Source organism: Pseudomonas sp. B21-019, assembly GCF_024749225.1.
In the GTDB taxonomy this organism is placed as follows: domain Bacteria; phylum Pseudomonadota; class Gammaproteobacteria; order Pseudomonadales; family Pseudomonadaceae; genus Aquipseudomonas.
In genome coordinates this window covers 201,505-219,729 of record NZ_CP087193.1, presented here as the reverse complement: position 1 = coordinate 219,729, position 18,225 = coordinate 201,505, and the positions used below count along the sequence as shown (strand labels likewise).

Below are 18,225 nucleotides of genomic sequence, written 5' to 3'. Positions count from 1 at the left end.
CGCGCCTCCTTATGGGGTTTCGATGCGCCGCTGCAACAAGTTGATCAGCAGCAACAGGACAAAGGAAACCACCAGCATCAGTACACCAATGGAGGTGGCGCCGGTGTAATCGTACTGGTCGAGTTTGACCATGATCAGCAGCGGCAGGATCTCGGTTTTCATCGGCATGTTGCCGGCGATGAAAATCACCGAACCGTACTCGCCGACCCCGCGGGCAAAGGCCAAGGCGAAACCGGTCAGCCAGGCTGGGAGCAGCGCCGGCACCAGAATATGGCGGAAAACCTGCAACGGTTTTGCCCCCAGGCACGCCGCCGCCTCTTCCACTTCACGGGGGATATCGGCCAGTACAGGCTGTACCGTACGTACTACGAATGGAAGTGTTACAAAAGTCAGCGCCAGGGTGATGCCGAGGGGGGTATACGCGATCTTGAAACCCAGGTCCGCCGCGAACTGACCCACCAGGCCGGTGGGGGTGTACAGCGCGGTCAACGCGATACCGGCCACGGCAGTGGGCAATGCGAAGGGCAGATCGATCATCGCATCGATGACTTTGCGCCCCGGGAAGGTGTAGCGCACCAGCACCCAGGCCAGCAGCGTGCCGATCACGCCGTTGATGATCGCGGCGTACAACGCGGTGCCGAAGCTCAGCTTCAACGCGGCCAGCACCCGAGGTGCCGAGATGATTGCCCAGAACTGGTCCCAGGTCAGTTGAGCGGCATGCACGAACATCGCCGCCAGTGGAATGAGCACAATCAGGCTGAGGTACACCAAGGTGTAGCCCAGCGTCAGCCCGAAGCCGGGTATGACGGGGGAGATACGACGCGACATAAAAGTCCTTGGTTGAGAACGCGCTAAGCCCCGACGATGAAATCGGGGCCCGTTGGCTGATCTATTTCAGGTTACTGCGCCTGGTAGATCTGGTCGAACACGCCACCGTCATTGAAGAATTTCGGTTGCGCGGTTTTCCAGCCGCCGAAGTCCTTGTCGATGGAAACCAGCTCCAGGGTCGGGAACTGCTTGGCGTACTTGGCAGCTACGTCCTTGTCACGTGGACGATAGAAGTTTTTCGCCGCGATTTCCTGGCCGGCCGGGCTGTACAGGTGCTTGAGGTACGCTTCGGCGATCTCGGTGTTGCCCTTTTTCTCGGCGTTCTTGTCGACCACAGCCACCGGTGGTTCGGCAAGGATCGACAGCGAAGGCACAACGATGTCGAACTTGTCGGAGCCGCCGTCTTCTTTCAAGGCCAGGAAGGCTTCGTTTTCCCAGGCCAGCAACACGTCGCCCTGACCGTTGTTGACGAAAGTGATGGTCGAACCGCGAGCGCCGGTATCCAGCACAGGCACGTGTTTGAACAGGGTCTGCACATACTCTTTGGCCTTGGCTTCGTTACCGCCATTGGCTTTCAGGCCATAGGCCCAGGCCGCGAGGAAGTTCCAGCGTGCACCGCCGGAGGTTTTCGGGTTCGGGGTGATGACTTCCACGCCGTTTTTGGTCAGGTCGCCCCAGTCCTTGATGCCTTTCGGGTTGCCCTTGCGCACCAGGAACACGATGGTCGAGGTGTAAGGCGTGCTCGCTTGCGGCAGACGCTTCTGCCAGTCAGCCGGCAGGCTCTTGCCGAGCTTGGCGATTTCGTCGATGTCACCGGCCAGGGCCAGGGTCACCACGTCGGCCCGCAGACCGTCGATCACCGCCCGGCCCTGCTTGCCTGAGCCACCGTGGGACTGCTGGATCTTCACGTTGTCGCCAGCGTGGTCTTTCTTCCAGAAGTTGATGAACTCGGCGTTGTAGTCCTGATACAGCTCGCGTGTCGGGTCGTACGACACGTTGAGCAATTCGTAATCCTTGGCAACCGCGGAACCAGCAAAAAGGGCACTGGCCAGGGCGGCCAAAGCAAAATGGCGAATCGACGACATGGTGAAAGCTCCTGGAATTCTTGGTGTGGTGGCTTTTTCTTATGGTCTGGAACGGGTTGCCTGCGATCTTTTAGCTCGGTTTATTAGCCGGATGCTGCAAACGGAATTTCTCTTTGCGTTCGATCTGTACCACCTGGGCGTTGTGCACGGTGATTTCCACCGCGCCAAAGCGCAGATCGCGCAAGGCGCTCTGGATTTCACGCAAAATAGTGGCTTCGTCCTGCCCGTCAACACTGCGTAGGGATGCGCTCATGGTGCTGCTCCTTTAATGAGATATGCCTGGCAGTGGCGGGCACTGCGTACGGCGTGAGAGCAATAGTAGATAGGCGCAGATATTCTTAAAAATACTATTTAAGAATGTTTATATAACCTTAAGGCATTATCTGACGGAGCAAGGGGTTGCTGAGTGTTAGTGACTTTAAGATCAAAGGATCGCAGCCTTCGGCAGCTCCTACGGGTGTACGTCGATCCCCTGTAGGAGCTGCCGAAGGCTGCGATCTTTGCGCTTTCAGGAAATTACTGGCGCCTTGGCCCAATCCAATGAAACCGCCGACATTGGCCGCCCAAACCAGTACCCCTGCCCCAGATCGCAATCGTGCCCGAGCAGGAAAGCCGCCTGCTCGACTTGCTCGATCCCCTCGGCATGCACCTGCATTCCCATGCTTTGCGCCAGCGCAATGATCACCCGAGCGATTGCCGCGTCATCCTCATCACCCGGCAAGCCTGCGACGAACCCCTGATCGATCTTGAGTTTTTGCACCGGTAAACGCTTGAGTCGCAGCAACGACGAATACCCCGTGCCGAAGTCATCGATGGCCAGCCGCACGCCTAACTCACGCAAGCGATGCATCTGCTCCAGCGCCACTTCCGGATCCTCCATCACCGCGCTTTCGGTGACTTCCAGCTCCAGATACACCGGATCCAGTCCGGTTTCGTGCAGCACCTGAGCCACCTGCTGATACAGCTCGCGGCGGGCGAACAGGCGCGAAGAAACGTTCACCGCGACAAACGACAACTCCACGCCCGCCGCTTGCCACTGACACATCTGCCGACAGGCCTGGCGCATGACCCAGGCATCGATCTCGGCAATCAACCCGGTGCGCTCGGCAATGGGGATGAATTCAGCCGGTGACACCAACCCGCGTTGCGGATGCTCCCAGCGCACCAGTGCCTCGACGCCAATCAGGCGACTGCTTTTGAGGTCATGCACGGGCTGGTAGTAAACCCGCAACTCTTGCTGCTCCAGCGCTCGGCGCAATTCGAATGCAATCTCGACGCGTTGCTGGGCATGCGCAGTCAGCTCTTCGGTGTAGAGGGCATAGCTGTCGCGACCGGCGCTCTTGGCCTTGAACAATGCCGAGTCGGCATTGCGCAACAGTTGCTCGGCGCTCAAGGCATCGCTGGGGAACAGGCTGATGCCGACACTGGCGTTGATGAACAACGAATGCCCGTCGATCTGAAACGGCTCCTTGAGGCCATCGATGACCCGCTGAGCCAGTGCCGCGGCGTGCCCCGGTTGCGGGCAATTTTCAGCCAATAGGGCAAATTCGTCGCCACTGAGCCGCGCCAGGGTGATGCCCGGGCCGAACAAGGTGTTCAGACGCTCAGCTACGCCCTTGAGCAATTGATCACCGACACTGTGACCGAGGCTGTCGTTGATCAATTTGAAGTGATCCAGGTCGATCATCAGCAACGCACAACCGCGCTTATGTGCCTGCGCCGAGGCCACTGCCTGCCCGGCACGGTCGGTAAACAGCAGGCGATTGGGCAGATCGGTCAGCGGGTCGTGGTGGGCCAGGTGCGTCAGTTCATGCTCGGAGTTCTTGATCGCGCTGATGTCGGAAAACACCGCAACGTACTGGCTGAGCCGCCCCTGATCGTCATGAACCAGGCGGATCGTCTGCCATTGCGGGTAAATCTCACCGCTTTTGCGACGGTTCCAGATTTCCCCGCTCCACTCGCCGAGGCTGTCGAGTGTCGCGAACATCGCCTGGTAGAAACCCGGCGGGTGATGGCCCGACTTGAACATGCTCGGTCGCTGACCCAGCACTTCCTCACACTGGTAGCCGGTGATTTCCATGAACGCCCGGTTAACATGGACGATCAGCCCTTTGCTATTGGTGACCAGTACCCCTTCGCGGGTGCAATCGAACACCGCAGCCGCCTGTCGCAAACGCTCCCGGTCGGCATTACGTTCCCGCAATTTGGCGCCGACGCCCAGGCAGCGAAACAAACGTGCGCGCGCGATGAAAATCAGCCCGGCACTGAAGGCCACCCAGGCATAACCGTTGATCAGTTGCCAGCGCAGCAGGTCGGTGGAGTTATCGAAGAAACTGTTCAATAAATAGCCACTAAACTGCAGCCAGACTACAGAAAGCACCAGATAGAGCAGCGCTGCACGCAAGGCATCGCGATATGTGGCTGACATTCGAGCGTCCATGTCCCTACAAAACAGGGTGGAATTATAGATTAAAGAAACATCCGGCCACTCTTATCTGAAAGGGCGACTGGTTTTATCTGTGGGCTAAGTGATAATGCGACGGCTGTCTTTTTCTTTATCGAGGGTCCTATAGGCTATGTGGTACGAAGGTTTTCTTGGCTTATCGCCCTGGTCACTGGTGGCAGTCACCCTGCTGATGACCCACGTCACGATCGTCGGAGTCACGGTCTATCTGCATCGCTATTCAGCCCATCGCTCGCTTGAGCTCAATGCCGGCCTGAAACATTTCTTCCGCTTCTGGCTGTGGTTGACCACGGCGCAGAACACCCGCGAGTGGACCGCTATCCACCGCAAGCATCACGCCAAATGCGAAACCGTCGATGACCCGCACAGCCCGGTCATCAAGGGCTTGTCCACCGTTCTGCGCAAAGGCGCCGAGCTGTACCGCGCCGAAGCGGAAAACCCCGAGACCCTGCGCATCTACGGCAAGAACTGCCCCGAAGACTGGATCGAGCGCAACCTCTACAGCCGCTTCCCGCTGCTAGGCGTGGCGATCATGGGCGTCATCGACCTGCTGCTGTTCGGCACCATCGGCATCACCATCTGGGCCATCCAGATGATGTGGATCCCGGTCTGGGCTGCCGGCGTGGTCAATGGCCTGGGCCATGCCATCGGCTACCGCAACTTCGAATGCCGTGATGCGGCGACCAATCTGGTGCCCTGGGGCATCCTGATCGGCGGCGAAGAACTGCATAACAACCATCACACCTACCCTAACTCGGCCAAACTGTCGGTGAAGAAGTGGGAATTCGACCTCGGCTGGGCCTGGATCCAGGTCTTCAGCTTCCTGCGCCTGGCCAAGGTCCAGCGGGTTGCGCCGATCGCCCACCGTGTCGAAGGCAAAGGCAACCTGGACATGGACACCGCCATGGCGATCCTCAACAACCGCTTCCAGATCATGGCCCAGTACCGCAAGCTGGTGATCGCGCCGCTGGTCAAGCAAGAGCTGGAAAAGGTCGATCACTCGGTCCGTCACCAGTTCCACCGGGCCAAACGCCTGCTCTCGCGGGAAACCAGCCTGCTGGACGACAAGCACCACATGCGCATCCAGACCATGCTCGAGCACAGCCAGGCGCTGAAGGTAATTTACGAGAAACGCCTGGCCCTGCAGCAGATCTGGGTCAAGACCAGCTCAAATGGTCACGACATGCTGGCCGCCATCAAGGATTGGGTACACGAGGCCGAAGCCAGCGGGATTCAATCCCTGCGCGACTTCGCCGACCAACTGAAAACCTACTCCCTGCGCCCCGCTACTGCCTGACCCCTGAATCAGGGGCGCACCTGTGGCGAGGGAGCTTGCTCCCGCTCGGCTGCGCAGCAGCCGCAATACCTGACGACGCGTTTTAACTGAAAAAACGCGTCGCCAATACCGCCCGGCGGGAGCAAGCTCCCTCGCCACGAAAGGCGGGAACTTCGCCCCAAATCTCCTATCTCAAAGACACTTCGCCACCCCGGCGGGCTTTGTGTTGGCCGCTGTCGAAATAGCGGCACGCCCTTTGAGACTTGTGCCGATGGTCAATAAAAACCTACAAGACACATCCCTTCCACAGTGGCCCGAGGCCGCGCAAACGTTGATGGCGCTGATGCATGCGCAGGGCGAAGTGGCGCGCCTGAGCGAACGCGAACAGCTGTTCAGCTCGCTGCTGGTCAGCGTCAACGCCGTGCTTTGGGCATTCAACTGGGAAACCCGTCAGGTGCTCTACGTCAGCCCGGCCTATGACCGAATCTTCGGCCGCCCCGCCGGCCTGTTGCTGTCCGACTACAACCACTGGCGCGACAGCGTTTATCCCGACGATCTGGACTACGCCGAGCGCAGCCTGGCGCAAGTGCTGGTCAACGGCGCCGTTGAAGACCGCGAGTACCGCATCATCGCCGCCGACGGCCAAGTGCGCTGGCTCAGCGACAAGTGCTTCATCAACCGCCAGGCCGAACCGGGCCAGCCAGTGATCATCGTCGGCATTGCCGAAGACATCACCGAAAAGAAGCAGATGGAAACCGAGCTCCACCGCCTGGCCACCACCGACGTACTGACCCAAAGCAGCAACCGCCGACACTTCTTCGAATGTGCCAATCACGAATTCGAGCAGGCACGCCAGCAAGGCAAGCCGCTGGCCTTCCTGCTGCTGGACATCGATGACTTTAAAGTGATCAACGACACCTACGGCCATCCGGAAGGCGACAAAGTGCTGCAACGCATCGCTGAGAGCGGTCGCGCGGCCCTGCGGCGTGGTGATCTGTTCGGGCGGATCGGCGGTGAGGAATTCGCCGCGGTGTTCCCCGGATGTGCACCAGACATGGCCATGCAAGTGGCCGAGCGCCTGCAACGGGAGATTCAACGGTTGAGTTTCAGCCATGACGACCAGACGTTCGGCATCACCGTCAGCCAGGGCCTGACCAGCCTCACGCCCGAGGATGAAAACCTCGACAGCCTGTTCGCCCGCGCCGATGCGGCGATGTACCAGGCCAAGCGCCAGGGCAAGAACCGGATAATCTCCAGCTGAGAACTGTCTGGCGCTGATGCCACCTGTGGCGAGGGGGCTTGTCGGATCGCCGCACCGCCCCGTTCGGTTGCGCAGCAGCCGTGAAACCAGAGAGCGCGGTATTCCTGACAGAGCGAGGTTGCAGAATTCAGGACTGCTTCGCAGCCCAACGGGGCGGTGCGGCGATCCGACAAGCCCCCTCGCCACAGAGCCTCGCTCCTACAAGATTGGCGTCTGGCTTATTTTTTGCGCAAACGCATCAGCTCCGGCAATCCGATCTTGAGCAACCGCGCCGTGCGGCTCTTGGACAACGCCTCGATCCCCTCATGCTCGGTCAGGCGCGCCAGTTGCGCGGCCATGTTCATCACCAGCGCTTCGCGGGAGTAAACCCCGCCACCGAGCTGATAAACCGCCGCAATCAGCTCTCGCAGCTCCAGCGGCAGCCGCCAGCGGGTGCGCAGCGCCGAACCGTAGGCCGCGCCGAATTCGGCCAGGGCATCGCCGACTTCCTCCCATTCATCCAGCTCACCACCGGCCTGCTTCCATTCCTGCAAACAGCGCAGCAACGCCAGGTCGCCGAGGCGATGCAGCATGCCCGCGCAATAACAGCGCTCCTGATCCAGATCCAGCAAGCGCGCCAGCGTTCGCGCGTATTCAGCGGTGTGCAGGGACAATTCCCAATAGCGCTCGGCATAGTCCGCCAGTTGCGGATCACTGAGCCGGGCACTGCGTTTGAGGGCAAGGCCCAGAATCAGGTTCATGCTTTGCCCGGTCCCCAAGCGATGCAACGCCTGGGACAGGGTTTGCACGGCGGCGCCATGATGCTGGGCCGCGCTGTTGGCGGCGGCGATCAGCACGGCGGTGACTTGCGGATCCGTGCGGATCTCGTCTTCAAGCCGCACCAGATCGAGGCCATCGGGATTGAGGCTACGTTTGATCGCCACCTGCACATCGGTCATCAGCGGCGCACCGTCCGCCAGTTCACGCCGTCGTTCCAGATACACCGACAAAGTCATGCCCGGCGCCAATGACGGCACCTCGCAAGACACCTCTTCACCGGCGTTCAACAGCAAATCCTGCAGACGCTGGGTCAGGTTTTCCATGTCCAGGGGTTTGGTCAGGTACGCCGTGGGCGCCAGAGGCAAGGCTTCACGCACGCTGGCGCTGTCGTTGCGGCTGCTCATCAGAATGAACGGCAACGGTGGATTACGTTTGCGCTGACGAACGCTGCGCAACACATTCAGGCCATCGACGCCGGGCAACTCCCAGTCGACGATCACCAGGTCATAAGGATTTTCCGCCAACAGCTGCAGGGTTTCCTGGCCATCGGCACACAGGTCCAGCTGCGCGTCGCAGCGCACATTCAACAACACTTGCTTGAGCAGGTCACGGGACCAAGGGTCCGCCTCGGCAATCAGCACTCGCGGTACAGCGGGTAACACCACAGCAGTCATCTGCACACTCCAACGGCAATGCTTGCACCTTAGTCAATGCTGGCCATTCGATACAGCCCAATTGCCCCTGATGTGTTTCAAGGGGCATAAAAAAACCCGCCGAAGCGGGTTTTTTGTCGATCAGTTCACAAACGGATCAGAGCTCGGCGAAGCACTCTTCGATGATCGCCAGGCCTTTGTCCAGTTGCTCGTCCGACGCGGTCAGCGGTACCAGCACGCGCAGAACGTTGCCGTAGGTGCCGCACGACAGCAGAATCAGACCCTTGTCGCGAGCCTTGGCCACAACGGCTGCTACAGCAGTCGGATTCGGCTTGTGGCTGTCGCCGTTTTCGAACAGCTCGACGGCGATCATTGCGCCCAAGGCGCGGACTTCGCCGATCACCGGGTACTTGGCCTGGATAGCTTTCAGGCCAGTCACCAGACGCTCGCCAACCGCTTTGCAACGGTCCAGCAGGTGCTCTTCTTCAAACACTTCCATTACGGCCAGGGCCGCGGCGCAAGCGATCGGGCTACCGGCGTAAGTGCCGCCCAGGCCGCCCGGAGCGATGGCGTCCATGTATTCAGCCTTGCCGCACACACCGGCCAGCGGGAAGCCGCCAGCGATGGATTTGGCGAAGGTGGTCAGGTCGGCGGCAACGCCCATCTGTTCCATGGCGAAGAAAGTGCCGGTACGGCCAGCGCCGGTCTGCACTTCGTCGGCGATCAACAGAATGCCGTGCTGGTCGCACAGGGCGCGCAGACGCTTCATGAACTCTTTAGGCGCGACGTAGAAACCGCCTTCGCCCTGCACCGGCTCGATGATGATGGCAGCGATGTCACGCGGCTCGGCGTCGTTCTTGAAGATGCGTTCGATGCTGGCGATCGAATCGTCGATGCTCACACCGTGCAGCTCGTTCGGGTACAGCGCGCGGAAGATGCCGCCTGGCATCAGACCCATGCCGGCCGAGTAAGGCACGACTTTACCGGTCAGGCCCAGGGTCATCATGGTGCGACCGTGGTAAGCGCCGGTGAACGCGATCACGCCGGCACGGCCAGTGGCGGCGCGGGCGATCTTGATGGAGTTTTCCACGGCTTCGGAGCCGGTGGTCACCAGCAGGGTTTTCTTGGCGAAATCACCCGGCACCTTGGCGTTGATTTTTTCGCACACTTCCACGTACGGCTCGTAGGCCAGAACCTGGAAGCAGGTGTGGGTCAGCTTGTTCAGTTGCTCGGTAACGGCGGCGATGATTTTCGGGTGCACGTGACCGGTGTTCAGCACGGCGATACCGCCGGCGAAGTCGATGAACTCACGACCTTCAACGTCGGTCACGGTGGCGTTCTTCGCGGAATCGGCGAAGATCGGGTGAATCTGGCCAACACCACGCGGTACAGCAGCGGTGCGGCGGGCCATCAAATCAGCGTTAGTCTTGCTCATACATTCCTCATTCGCCGCTCATCGGTCGGCGTGGTTCAAGGATTAAGCGGCGGGGAAGCAACTACGGCAGCATGCGATGATCGACTGCCACAGCGTTCCCGGCCACAGAGAAAATTCCGTTTGAAGCGCGCAAAGGGACAGCGCTCTCGTGCCCTTTGCGCTTGAAGCAATGGACTCAGATACCCAGGCAGAGGTATTTGATTTCCAGGTAATCTTCGATGCCGTACTTGGAGCCTTCACGGCCCAGGCCCGACGCCTTGATGCCGCCGAACGGCGCGACTTCGTTGGAGATCAACCCGGTGTTGACGCCGACCATGCCGTATTCCAGGGCTTCAGCCACACGGAACACACGGCCCAGGTCACGCGCATAGAAGTACGAGGCCAGGCCGAACTCGGTGTCGTTGGACATCGCGATCACGTCGGCTTCGTCTTTGAAGCGGAACAGTGGCGCCAATGGACCGAAGGTTTCTTCCTTGGCCACGGCAGCGTTGTTCGGCACGTTGGTCAGAATGGTCGGCTCGAAGAAGTTGCCTTGCATGCTCTTGCCGCCCGCCAGCACGGTAGCGCCTTTGCCGACGGCGTCAGCAATGTGCTCTTGAACCTTGGCCACGGCTTTCTCGTCGATCAGCGGGCCAGTGGTGGTGCCGTCTTCCAGACCGTTGCCGATCTTGAGTTTGGCCACGGCCACTTTCAGCTTCTCGGCGAACGCGTCGTACACCGAATCCTGAATGTACAGACGGTTGGCGCAGACGCAGGTCTGGCCGTTGTTGCGGTACTTGGAAATGATCGCGCCTTCGACGGCCTTATCCAGGTCCGCGTCGTCGAACACGATGAACGGCGCGTTGCCGCCCAGTTCCAGCGAGACTTTCTTGATGTCCTTGGCGCACTCGGTCATCAGCTGACGACCGATTTCGGTCGAGCCGGTGAACGACAGTTTGCGCACGATCGGGTTGCCGGTCAGCTCGCTGCCAATGTCGCCAGCGCTGCCGGTCACCACACTGAACACGCCGTTCGGAATACCGGCACGCTGAGCCAGTTCAGCCAGGGCGAAAGCAGAAAACGGAGTTTGCGAAGCAGGCTTGAGCACCATGGTGCAACCGGCGGCCAGGGCCGGGCCGGCTTTACGGGTGATCATCGCGGCCGGGAAGTTCCACGGAGTAATCGCAGCGGTCACGCCGATCGGCTGCTTGATCACGATCAGGCGCTTGTCTGGCTGGTGACCCGGAATCACGTCACCGTAGACGCGCTTGGCCTCTTCAGCGAACCACTCGATAAAGGAAGCGGCGTAAACGATTTCGCCCTTAGCTTCGGCCAATGGCTTGCCTTGTTCCAGGGTCATCAGACGAGCCAGGTCGTCCTGGTTCTCGATGATCAGCTCGAACCAGCGACGCAGCTTGTTCGCGCGCTCCTTGGCGGTCAGTGCACGCCAGGCCGGCAGCGCTTTATCAGCGGCTTCGATTGCACGGCGGGTTTCGGCAGCGCCCATTTTCGGCACAGTGCCCAGAATTTCGCCCGTTGCCGGGTTGTTGACCTTGATCGTCTGACCGTTGTCCGCATCGACCCAAGCTCCATCGATAAAGGCTTGCTGGCGGAACAACTGGGTGTCTTTAAGCTGCATGTCGGCTTTCCTTAACAGCACCGCGGCCAGCGCGGAGCGAATTATGATTGTAGAAAGGCGCCTTATAGGCTGCCGTCAGGGAAATCATTCACCGGGCTGAAGCACATAAATAGCGCACTGATCGAACTCGTGCGGTTCAGCACCCAGACAAGAGCGTTTGAAATCTCAAACGAATCCTAGGATCAAAGGGGGTAAAGGACAATAGGCTGTTCGAAAAAAAGAACGAAAACGCCGCATTTGCCTATTTTTTCTGATCAACGTAGCAAACGCAGGTTACGCTTTGGAAAAACGCAGGCGATTCAGCGGCATGGACGCCCGCAGCGCATATGAGTATCATGGCGCCCGCATTGCACCAGTAGCTCAGCTGGATAGAGTACTGCCCTCCGAAGGCAGGGGTCGTGGGTTCGAATCCCGCCTGGTGCACCATATGTAGAAACGAGAAAGCCTCAGATCTTAGGGTCTGGGGCTTTTTTGTGGGCCAGCACTTTTAGTATTCGGGTCAGTGATCAGTGCTGGCTGATTCAAACAAGCGCCCAATGTCTCTAGCGGCATGCAGGACACGCTCAATCTGAACATCGCCCTCGAAAAGACTATAAAAGATCAAATATCGGCCGTGGGAAATCATTCGCAGCCCTCTGGCACAGTCATCTCGGGAAATACCTTGATTAGGCTGATCCAGCAGCCGAGCACAACACACTCGTAACTCACCAACAAAAGTCCGAGCTCGACCCGGGTTGTCACGGGCAATGTAGCGGGCGATTTGCTGCAGATCCTCTCGTGCCAGTGCGGAGAAAAGCAGTTGTCTCATGGGCGCTTCTGCTCTGCTTCGACCTCATCAATGAGCGCATCAAGCTCGGCAAAAACTGTATCGGCAGCAATGGCCGGACGTGGGTCATTGCGGCTGGTCGCAATAGCTACACGTATTTCTGCGGCTCGTAATCTATCCAGCAGTTGCTGATAAGCGGCGTGCGGCAAAAGGTAGGCAGCAGGACGATTGTGGTTGAGAACGGCAACTGGCTCTGAGCCTGCTTGCTCAATCACGGTACTCGGGCTGCGTTTCAGTTCGGTAATACTGACCGACCGACTCGCGAGTAATTGCTCCATGACGGCTCCAAAGGTACAAAAAATAGTACCTTATAGTGCTCGATTAGCTGAGTAACGGTCAACGTGCAACTGACCGGGGCCATCTGCCCCACAAAAAAACCGCCGAAGCGGTTTTTTCATTCTGTCGTCCAGTCAAACTCGTCGTATTCATCATCGTCTTCTTCGTCCTCGATCAACTCATCATCAAGAACGTCTTCCTCAAGACCCTCTTCTGCCTGCTTCGCCAGAAGAAACTCCTTACGACTCTCAGTCACCGCTCGCCGCAGTTCCTCACCCTTTACCGGGCAGTTGAGCATTTGGGCGATGCGGTCGATTTTTTGGGCCACGGCATCCTCCAACGCATCGGCTATAGGCTGATAGTGCGCGCTTTCGGGTGTTGTTGCCAAATTGTCGACCGCTGTTCAGCTCATTTTTTCTGCATTTCCTTGAGTTTGGCCGCCAGGTTTTCCTTGGGAAAGCGCTTGTGTAATGTCGTCATCAGCGCTTCGGCGGCTTGGGTCTGACCGGCGTCTTGCAGGCGCATCACTTCACGTAATTGATCATCCAGTGACTTGGCCGGCGCGGCGGCGCGTTTGCTGAGTTTGGCTTCGTCGGCCATTTCGCTGTTGATCGACTCTCGTTGCATCGGTGCAGAAAACTCCGCCATTGGCGCAGCCGGTGCGGGAGCGGACATGGCGCCGGTCGGTTCATCCAGGGAGCGGGCAGCGGCTTCCGGTTTAGCAGCCGGGGCGGAGGCTTTGGGCGCAGGCGCGAAGTCGTAATTCGGCAATTGCTCGGGCGTGCGTTGCACCAATGCCAGCATCAGCGCGACGCCGACCAGGCTTGCGAATGCGACTTGCCAACGGGGTTGTTGGCAGGCACGGAGCCAGCGTTGCCACAGGTTTGGCTTCGGCTTGGGGGCTTCGCGGTGGGCGGTGGCGAGGATGAAGGCGTCGAGATGCGCCGGTGGTTCGCCGCTGCTGTGATCGCGAAAATGCTTGAGCATTTCATCGTCGGGCGATGACGGTGTTTGTTTGGCGTCAGTCATGTCAGTACCTCCTCGGCCAGCAGCCGACGCAGTTTTTGCTGGGCGTAGCGCAAGCGGCTTTTCACGGTTTCCAGCGGTGTTTCGGTGAGGGTAGCGATCTGTGGCAGGTCGAGGTCGCCGTGGGCGCGCAGCAGGAACACTTCGCGCTGGTCGGCGGGCAGGGTTTGCAGGGCGGCTTCGAGGCGTTGACCGTCGCGGCTCAGGCTCAGCAGTTGTTCAGGGTCGGCTGAGTCGTCGATCAGGGCGTGGGCCTGTTCGTCGTAGCTGTCGTGCAAGGGGTTGTGAATGCCATGTTTGCGCCAGTGATCGATCAGTCGGTTGCGGGCAATCTGGTAGAGCCAGGTACGAAAGTTCGCCCGGCCTTGTGGCTGACTGGTGCTGCGGATCAGGCTCAGCCAGGTTTCCTGGTACACCTCTTCAGCCAGTTCGGGTTTGCCGCTGAGGCCGAGGAGGAATCGATACAGGCCCTGGCGGTGGCGGGCGTACAAAACTTCGAACGCAGCCCCGTCGCCCGAGCGATAACGCGCCAGCAGCGATTCGTCGCTGCTGGCGGTTGAGCTGATTGCTGGATCGGACATGTCAGCTTTCACTCTATCCGGTTGTCGTTGGGCGGTTGATTCGAGGCGGTGGAGGCCCGCAGGCTCTGCGCCAATTCCACCAATTGCACGAACTCACCGCGCAGGCCAAACGGGTCATCACCCCGTGCGCCACGGGCCAGGGCTTCGGTGTCTTTCAGGCTGAAATTACCGGTGTAACGCCCATCCTTGAGCTGCTGGGAAAACGCGGCGACGGCGGCGGCAAAGCGTAGGTCATCGCTGGCGGCCGAGAGTTTGCCGGCCTCCCCCTTCACTATTGGCCGCTCGATCAAGCGACTGTTCCCACCTTCCGGCAACTGATAACGCACCCGCAGCATCGCCAATTCTCCGGTTTTTGCGGAAACTTCTGCCCCGGAATTGCCGTAGCGCAACGGTTCCAGCCAGCCCTTCTCGCCCTTGGGCACAATTTCGTACAGCGCCGTCACCGTATGCCCTGCGCCGATTTCTCCGGCGTCGACTTTGTCATTGCTGAAATCCTCACGCTTCAAGGCGCGATTCTCATAACCCAATAGCCGATATTCGCTGACCTGAGCAGGGTTGAACTCCACCTGCAGCTTCACGTTTTTCGCCACAACTGCGAGGGTCGAGCCAAGTTGATCCACCAGCACTTTGCGCGCTTCGCGCAGGTTGTCGATGTAGGCGTAGTTACCGTCGCCGGCGTCGGCCAGTTGTTCCATCAGGTGTTCATTGTAGTTATCCACACCAAAACCCAGGGTGGTCAGGGACACGCCGGTCTTGCGTTTATCCACAGCCATTTGCTTGAGGCTGTCAAAGTCGCTGATGCCGACGTTGAAGTCACCGTCGGTGGCCAGCAGGATGCGGTTGATGCCTTTGGGGATAAACGCCTGTTGCGCCATTTGATAAGCCAGTTCGATACCCGACGCACCGGCGGTCGAGCCGCCCGCCGTCAATTGATCGATGGCGGTACGAATTTTCGCTTTTTCCCGTCCGGAAGTCGGCTCCAGCACCACGCGGGATTCTCCGGCGTACACCACCAGCGAAACCCGGTCCTGCTCGCGCAGTTGATCGACCAGCAATTTCAGGGTGCTTTTAACCAGGGGCAAGCCTTCGCGACGGTCCATGGAGCCGGACACGTCCACCAGAAACACCAGGTTCGCCGGGGCCAGTTCCGCCACCGCGCGATCAGACGCCTTGATGCCGATGCGCAGCAGTCGGGTATGCGGGTTCCAGGGCGACGGCGCCAGCTCGGTGGTCACGCCGAATGGCGAGCCGTCGGTGGGCAAGGCGTAATCGTAGGGGAAGTAATTGACCATCTCTTCCAGCCGCACCGCCCCTTCCGGAGGCAAACGCCCCTGATTGAGCAAGCGCCGGACATTGGCGTACGCGCCGGTATCGACGTCGGCGCTGAAAGTCGAGACCGGCGCTTCGGCTACGCTGTGAATCGGGTTATCGGCCAGCGCCTGATATTGCTCGCGCTGCTCATCCCGATAGCCCTGTGGATAAGTTTCACCGGCTGGCACTGGCGCGAAAGCGACCAACGGGCCAGGTCGTGCGCTGCGCTTGGCCATCGCGGTGTCTGCCATGACCGCCTCGCGCACCAATGCTTCAGTTTTCGGCGCATTTTGAGCCGGGGGCGCAACCGCTGCCGGGTTGCCCGTCTCAGAGGCTGGTGTGGATGAACCGCCGCAACCGGCAACGGCCAGCAGTAACCCGGCGGCGAAACCCTGGGCGGCCGGGCGGAGGACATGCAGAGGAAGTGACATGGGGGCTGACCTCAGGAGGAAATTGACTCATTCATCCTCTGAGACGGACAGCCCGCCGGGTTCGGGTTAAGCCGACGTAAAAAATCTTCAGCGGTGATAACGCCGCACCACGCTGCTGTTTTTCAACACATGGCCTTTGATCTGCTCCAGCAGCTGCGCGCGGGTCAGGCCGGCGGGCAAGGCTTCTGGCGCCAAGTCCAGGGCGTAGATCTGGATGACGTAGTGATGGATGCTGTCACCAATGGGCGGGCACGGGCCAACATAGTTAGTGGTGCCTTTGATGTTGGTGCCACCCACACCTTCAAGGGTAGCTTTGGCGCCGACGCCGGCCGGGATCTGCCGCGTCGTGGCCTTGATGCCGTAACGAATCCAGTGATCGACGCCCAGGCCTTTCTGGCCGTCCGGGTCGTGCATGACGATGGCATAGCTGAGGGTGCCTGGGGGGCCGGCGTTCCAGCTCAGGGCCGGAGACTGATTCTTGCCGCCGCAACCGCTGGCATCGCTGGCTTCCGCCGACGTGAACAGCCGATTGTCCGAAACACCGGGGATGCTGAGGGTGAAACGCTCCTGGGCCTGCGCCGGCAACTGCACGCAAAGGGCGACTGCAACGGCCGCCAGCCAAGGGTTCAAAGAGGTCAATCGGGTCATACCGGAGCACCTTGTGCGGGGTGGGGCCGTCGTCGGCACGCAAACTATAGCCGGACCGTTCGTGCGGTGGCAGTGGGAATTGGCTGAACCTGGGAATAAGCGCCAAACTCCTAAGTGAAACACCTGCCCGGAGATCGATCATGGCACTGCACCGCGTCGCCCGTTTCGCCGATGTGCCCCTCGACCGTGGCCTTGAGGTCCGGATCGACAAGATGAAAATCGTCTTGCTGCGGGTCGGCGATCAATTGCGCGCCTATCAGGGCAGATGCCCCCACGCCGGGGCTCCCTTGGCCAAAGGTGCGCTGTGTGAGGGCCGACTGATCTGCCCGTGGCACAAGGCGGCTTACCGGCTCGAAGACGGCGCGTTGTGCGAGCCGCCGTCCCTGGACAGTCTGCGACGCTATCCGCTGGAGTTGCGCGACGATGAGGTCTGGGTCGACGACCAGCCGATGCCCAGCCCCAGCACCCCGCCAGCGGACGATAAGCGGACCTTTGCGATCATCGGCGCCGGTGCAGCGGGGACGGCCTGCGCGGCGGCGCTGCGGGAGAAAGGTTTCGGTGGTCGGGTGTTGCTGATTGACCGTGAGCCCGAAGCCGGATACGACCGTACGGCATTGAGCAAATTCGTGATTGCCGGGGAAATGCCACCGGACGAAGTTCCGCCGCTGCGCGATGAGGACTTTTATCGTGAACAGCGCATTGAACGGATAAACAGCGATGTGATGGGCCTGGATGCACCGAACCGGACCCTGCGCCTGGCCGATGGCCAATCGTTGAGCTATGACGCCGCGGTGATTGCCACCGGTGGCATACCAAAATCCCTGTCGCTGCCAGGCGCCGATCTGCCGCAGGTGTTCGTGTTGCGCTCGAAGGCGCAGGCGCAGCAGATTCTGACCACCGCAAAACCGGGTCAAAGGGCAGTGATTGTCGGCGGCAGCTTCATTGGTCTGGAATCCGCTTCATCCCTGCGTCAGTACGGCCTGGATGTTACCGTCCTGACCCGCCATGCCATCCCTTTCGAGGCGCAATTCGGCGAGGCCGTCGGCAAAGCGATTCGTGCCCTGCACGAGGCCAACGGTGTGGTGTTTCATACCGATGGCGAAGCGGCGAAGATCGAAGGCACAGGCAAAGTCGAAGCGGTGCTGCTGGACAACGGCCAGCGCTTGCCGGCGGATCTGGTGCTGGTCGGCATTGGCGTCACCCCGGCGACCACCCCGTTTACCGATCTGCCGAAGGAAAAAGATCAGTCATTGAAGGTCGACGGCGGCATGCGCGTGACCGACGGGCTCTGGGCCGTCGGCGATATCGCGACCTTCCCGCTCAATGGCCAGCCCCAACGGATCGAACACTGGCGCCTGGCCCAGCAACAGGCGCGGATTGCAGCGGCGAATATGCTCGGCGGTGACGAACGCTACCTCGACGTGCCGTATTTCTGGACCTGGCACTTCGGCAAAAACTACGACTACCTCGGACACGCCGAGGCCTGGGACGAGGTTGAATTCAAAGGCGACCCAGAGCATCCACCGTTTATTGGCCTGTTCGCCAAAAACGGCGTGGTAGCGGCGGCCGTTGCCTGCGATCAGGAACGGGCCATGGCGATGCTCGCCGAACGGATGAAACAACCGCTGTCGATGGACGAGGCGTGGCGCCTGGTTCGGGATTTTGCCTGACGCATCTCTCAGCGCTGCGCATCCACCGTAGGAGCAGCCTTCGGCAGCTCCTACAAAGAGCGGGCCATGCGATGCTC

At 60.0% G+C, this 18,225-nt stretch carries 17 protein-coding genes and 1 tRNA gene; 4 read left to right on the top strand and 14 right to left on the bottom strand.

All coding sequences use genetic code 11. The features are described from left to right. Window positions 1–9 precede the first annotated feature (9 nt). From cysT to dibA, 4 genes are all read right to left on the bottom strand, one after another. Complete coding sequence (cysT, locus tag LOY36_RS00915; RefSeq protein ID WP_258671906.1) at window positions 10–828, bottom strand: sulfate ABC transporter permease subunit CysT; 819 nt, start codon at window positions 826–828, stop codon at window positions 10–12. A 71-nt stretch (window positions 829–899) separates the two neighbouring features. Beyond that, a complete protein-coding gene (locus LOY36_RS00910) occupies window positions 900–1,913 on the bottom strand; it encodes a sulfate ABC transporter substrate-binding protein (RefSeq protein WP_258671903.1) in 1,014 nt (337 codons plus the stop codon). 70 nt (window positions 1,914–1,983) lie between these two features. Then, window positions 1,984–2,166 carry a sulfur starvation response protein OscA gene (gene oscA, locus LOY36_RS00905; protein ID WP_019651544.1) on the bottom strand — a complete coding sequence of 61 codons (183 nt, stop codon included), beginning with the start codon at window positions 2,164–2,166 and terminating at the stop codon, window positions 1,984–1,986. A 255-nt stretch (window positions 2,167–2,421) separates the two neighbouring features. Then, window positions 2,422–4,341, bottom strand: coding sequence for a phosphodiesterase DibA (gene dibA, locus LOY36_RS00900; RefSeq protein ID WP_258671901.1), 1,920 nt, complete (start codon window positions 4,339–4,341; stop codon window positions 2,422–2,424). Window positions 4,342–4,489: 148 nt separating this feature from the next. Between dibA and desA the strand changes: the two genes are divergently transcribed. Both desA and LOY36_RS00890 read left to right on the top strand, forming a co-directional pair. Next, a complete protein-coding gene (gene desA, locus LOY36_RS00895) occupies window positions 4,490–5,674 on the top strand; it encodes a delta-9 fatty acid desaturase DesA (protein WP_019651546.1) in 1,185 nt (394 codons plus the stop codon). Between the two features lie 250 nt (window positions 5,675–5,924). Further along, window positions 5,925–6,914 (top strand): sensor domain-containing diguanylate cyclase, encoded by a 990-nt coding sequence (locus tag LOY36_RS00890; protein WP_019651547.1) that lies wholly within the window; start codon window positions 5,925–5,927, stop codon window positions 6,912–6,914. 218 nt (window positions 6,915–7,132) lie between these two features. Here the strand turns inward: LOY36_RS00890 and LOY36_RS00885 are convergent, their stop codons facing one another. The 3 genes from LOY36_RS00885 to gabD form a co-directional block, all read right to left on the bottom strand. Further along, entirely contained in the window at window positions 7,133–8,347 is a 1,215-nt protein-coding gene (locus LOY36_RS00885) for a response regulator (protein WP_019651548.1), read from the bottom strand. Between the two features lie 136 nt (window positions 8,348–8,483). Then, window positions 8,484–9,761, bottom strand: a complete 1,278-nt coding sequence (gene gabT, locus LOY36_RS00880) for a 4-aminobutyrate--2-oxoglutarate transaminase (protein WP_258671898.1) — start codon at window positions 9,759–9,761, stop codon at window positions 8,484–8,486. A gap of 175 nt (window positions 9,762–9,936) precedes the next feature. Next, window positions 9,937–11,379, bottom strand: a complete 1,443-nt coding sequence (gabD, locus tag LOY36_RS00875; RefSeq protein WP_019581696.1) for an NADP-dependent succinate-semialdehyde dehydrogenase — start codon at window positions 11,377–11,379, stop codon at window positions 9,937–9,939. Between the two features lie 349 nt (window positions 11,380–11,728). Between gabD and LOY36_RS00870 the strand changes: the two genes are divergently transcribed. Further along, window positions 11,729–11,805: transfer RNA gene (locus LOY36_RS00870), tRNA-Arg, on the top strand. Between the two features lie 73 nt (window positions 11,806–11,878). Here the strand turns inward: LOY36_RS00870 and LOY36_RS00865 are convergent. The 7 genes from LOY36_RS00865 to LOY36_RS00835 form a co-directional block, all read right to left on the bottom strand. Beyond that, window positions 11,879–12,187: a type II toxin-antitoxin system RelE/ParE family toxin gene (locus tag LOY36_RS00865; protein WP_258671897.1), complete on the bottom strand. Its 309-nt coding sequence runs from the start codon at window positions 12,185–12,187 to the stop codon at window positions 11,879–11,881. Next, the gene (locus tag LOY36_RS00860) at window positions 12,184–12,483 is read right to left on the bottom strand and encodes a type II toxin-antitoxin system prevent-host-death family antitoxin (RefSeq protein ID WP_258671895.1); all 300 of its coding nucleotides are present in this window, start codon (window positions 12,481–12,483) and stop codon (window positions 12,184–12,186) included. The genes LOY36_RS00865 and LOY36_RS00860 overlap by 4 nt, the downstream gene beginning before the upstream one ends. A 116-nt stretch (window positions 12,484–12,599) precedes the next feature. Beyond that, window positions 12,600–12,869: a hypothetical protein gene (locus LOY36_RS00855; RefSeq protein ID WP_258671894.1), complete on the bottom strand. Its 270-nt coding sequence runs from the start codon at window positions 12,867–12,869 to the stop codon at window positions 12,600–12,602. 20 nt (window positions 12,870–12,889) lie between these two features. After that, on the bottom strand, window positions 12,890–13,510 hold the full coding sequence (locus tag LOY36_RS00850; protein WP_258671893.1) for a hypothetical protein: 621 nt from the start codon (window positions 13,508–13,510) through the stop codon (window positions 12,890–12,892). Continuing rightward, the gene (locus LOY36_RS00845; protein WP_019651554.1) at window positions 13,507–14,088 is read right to left on the bottom strand and encodes an RNA polymerase sigma factor; all 582 of its coding nucleotides are present in this window, start codon (window positions 14,086–14,088) and stop codon (window positions 13,507–13,509) included. The genes LOY36_RS00850 and LOY36_RS00845 overlap by 4 nt, the downstream gene beginning before the upstream one ends. A gap of 8 nt (window positions 14,089–14,096) precedes the next feature. Beyond that, entirely contained in the window at window positions 14,097–15,830 is a 1,734-nt protein-coding gene (locus LOY36_RS00840) for a VWA domain-containing protein (RefSeq protein ID WP_019651555.1), read from the bottom strand. 87 nt (window positions 15,831–15,917) lie between these two features. Continuing rightward, on the bottom strand, window positions 15,918–16,478 hold the full coding sequence (locus LOY36_RS00835) for a YbhB/YbcL family Raf kinase inhibitor-like protein (RefSeq protein WP_258671889.1): 561 nt from the start codon (window positions 16,476–16,478) through the stop codon (window positions 15,918–15,920). Window positions 16,479–16,618: 140 nt separating this feature from the next. Here LOY36_RS00835 and LOY36_RS00830 point away from each other — a divergent pair, with 140 nt between their 5' ends. Continuing rightward, complete coding sequence (locus LOY36_RS00830; protein WP_258671888.1) at window positions 16,619–18,148, top strand: apoptosis inducing factor family protein; 1,530 nt, start codon at window positions 16,619–16,621, stop codon at window positions 18,146–18,148. Window positions 18,149–18,225 lie beyond the last annotated feature (77 nt).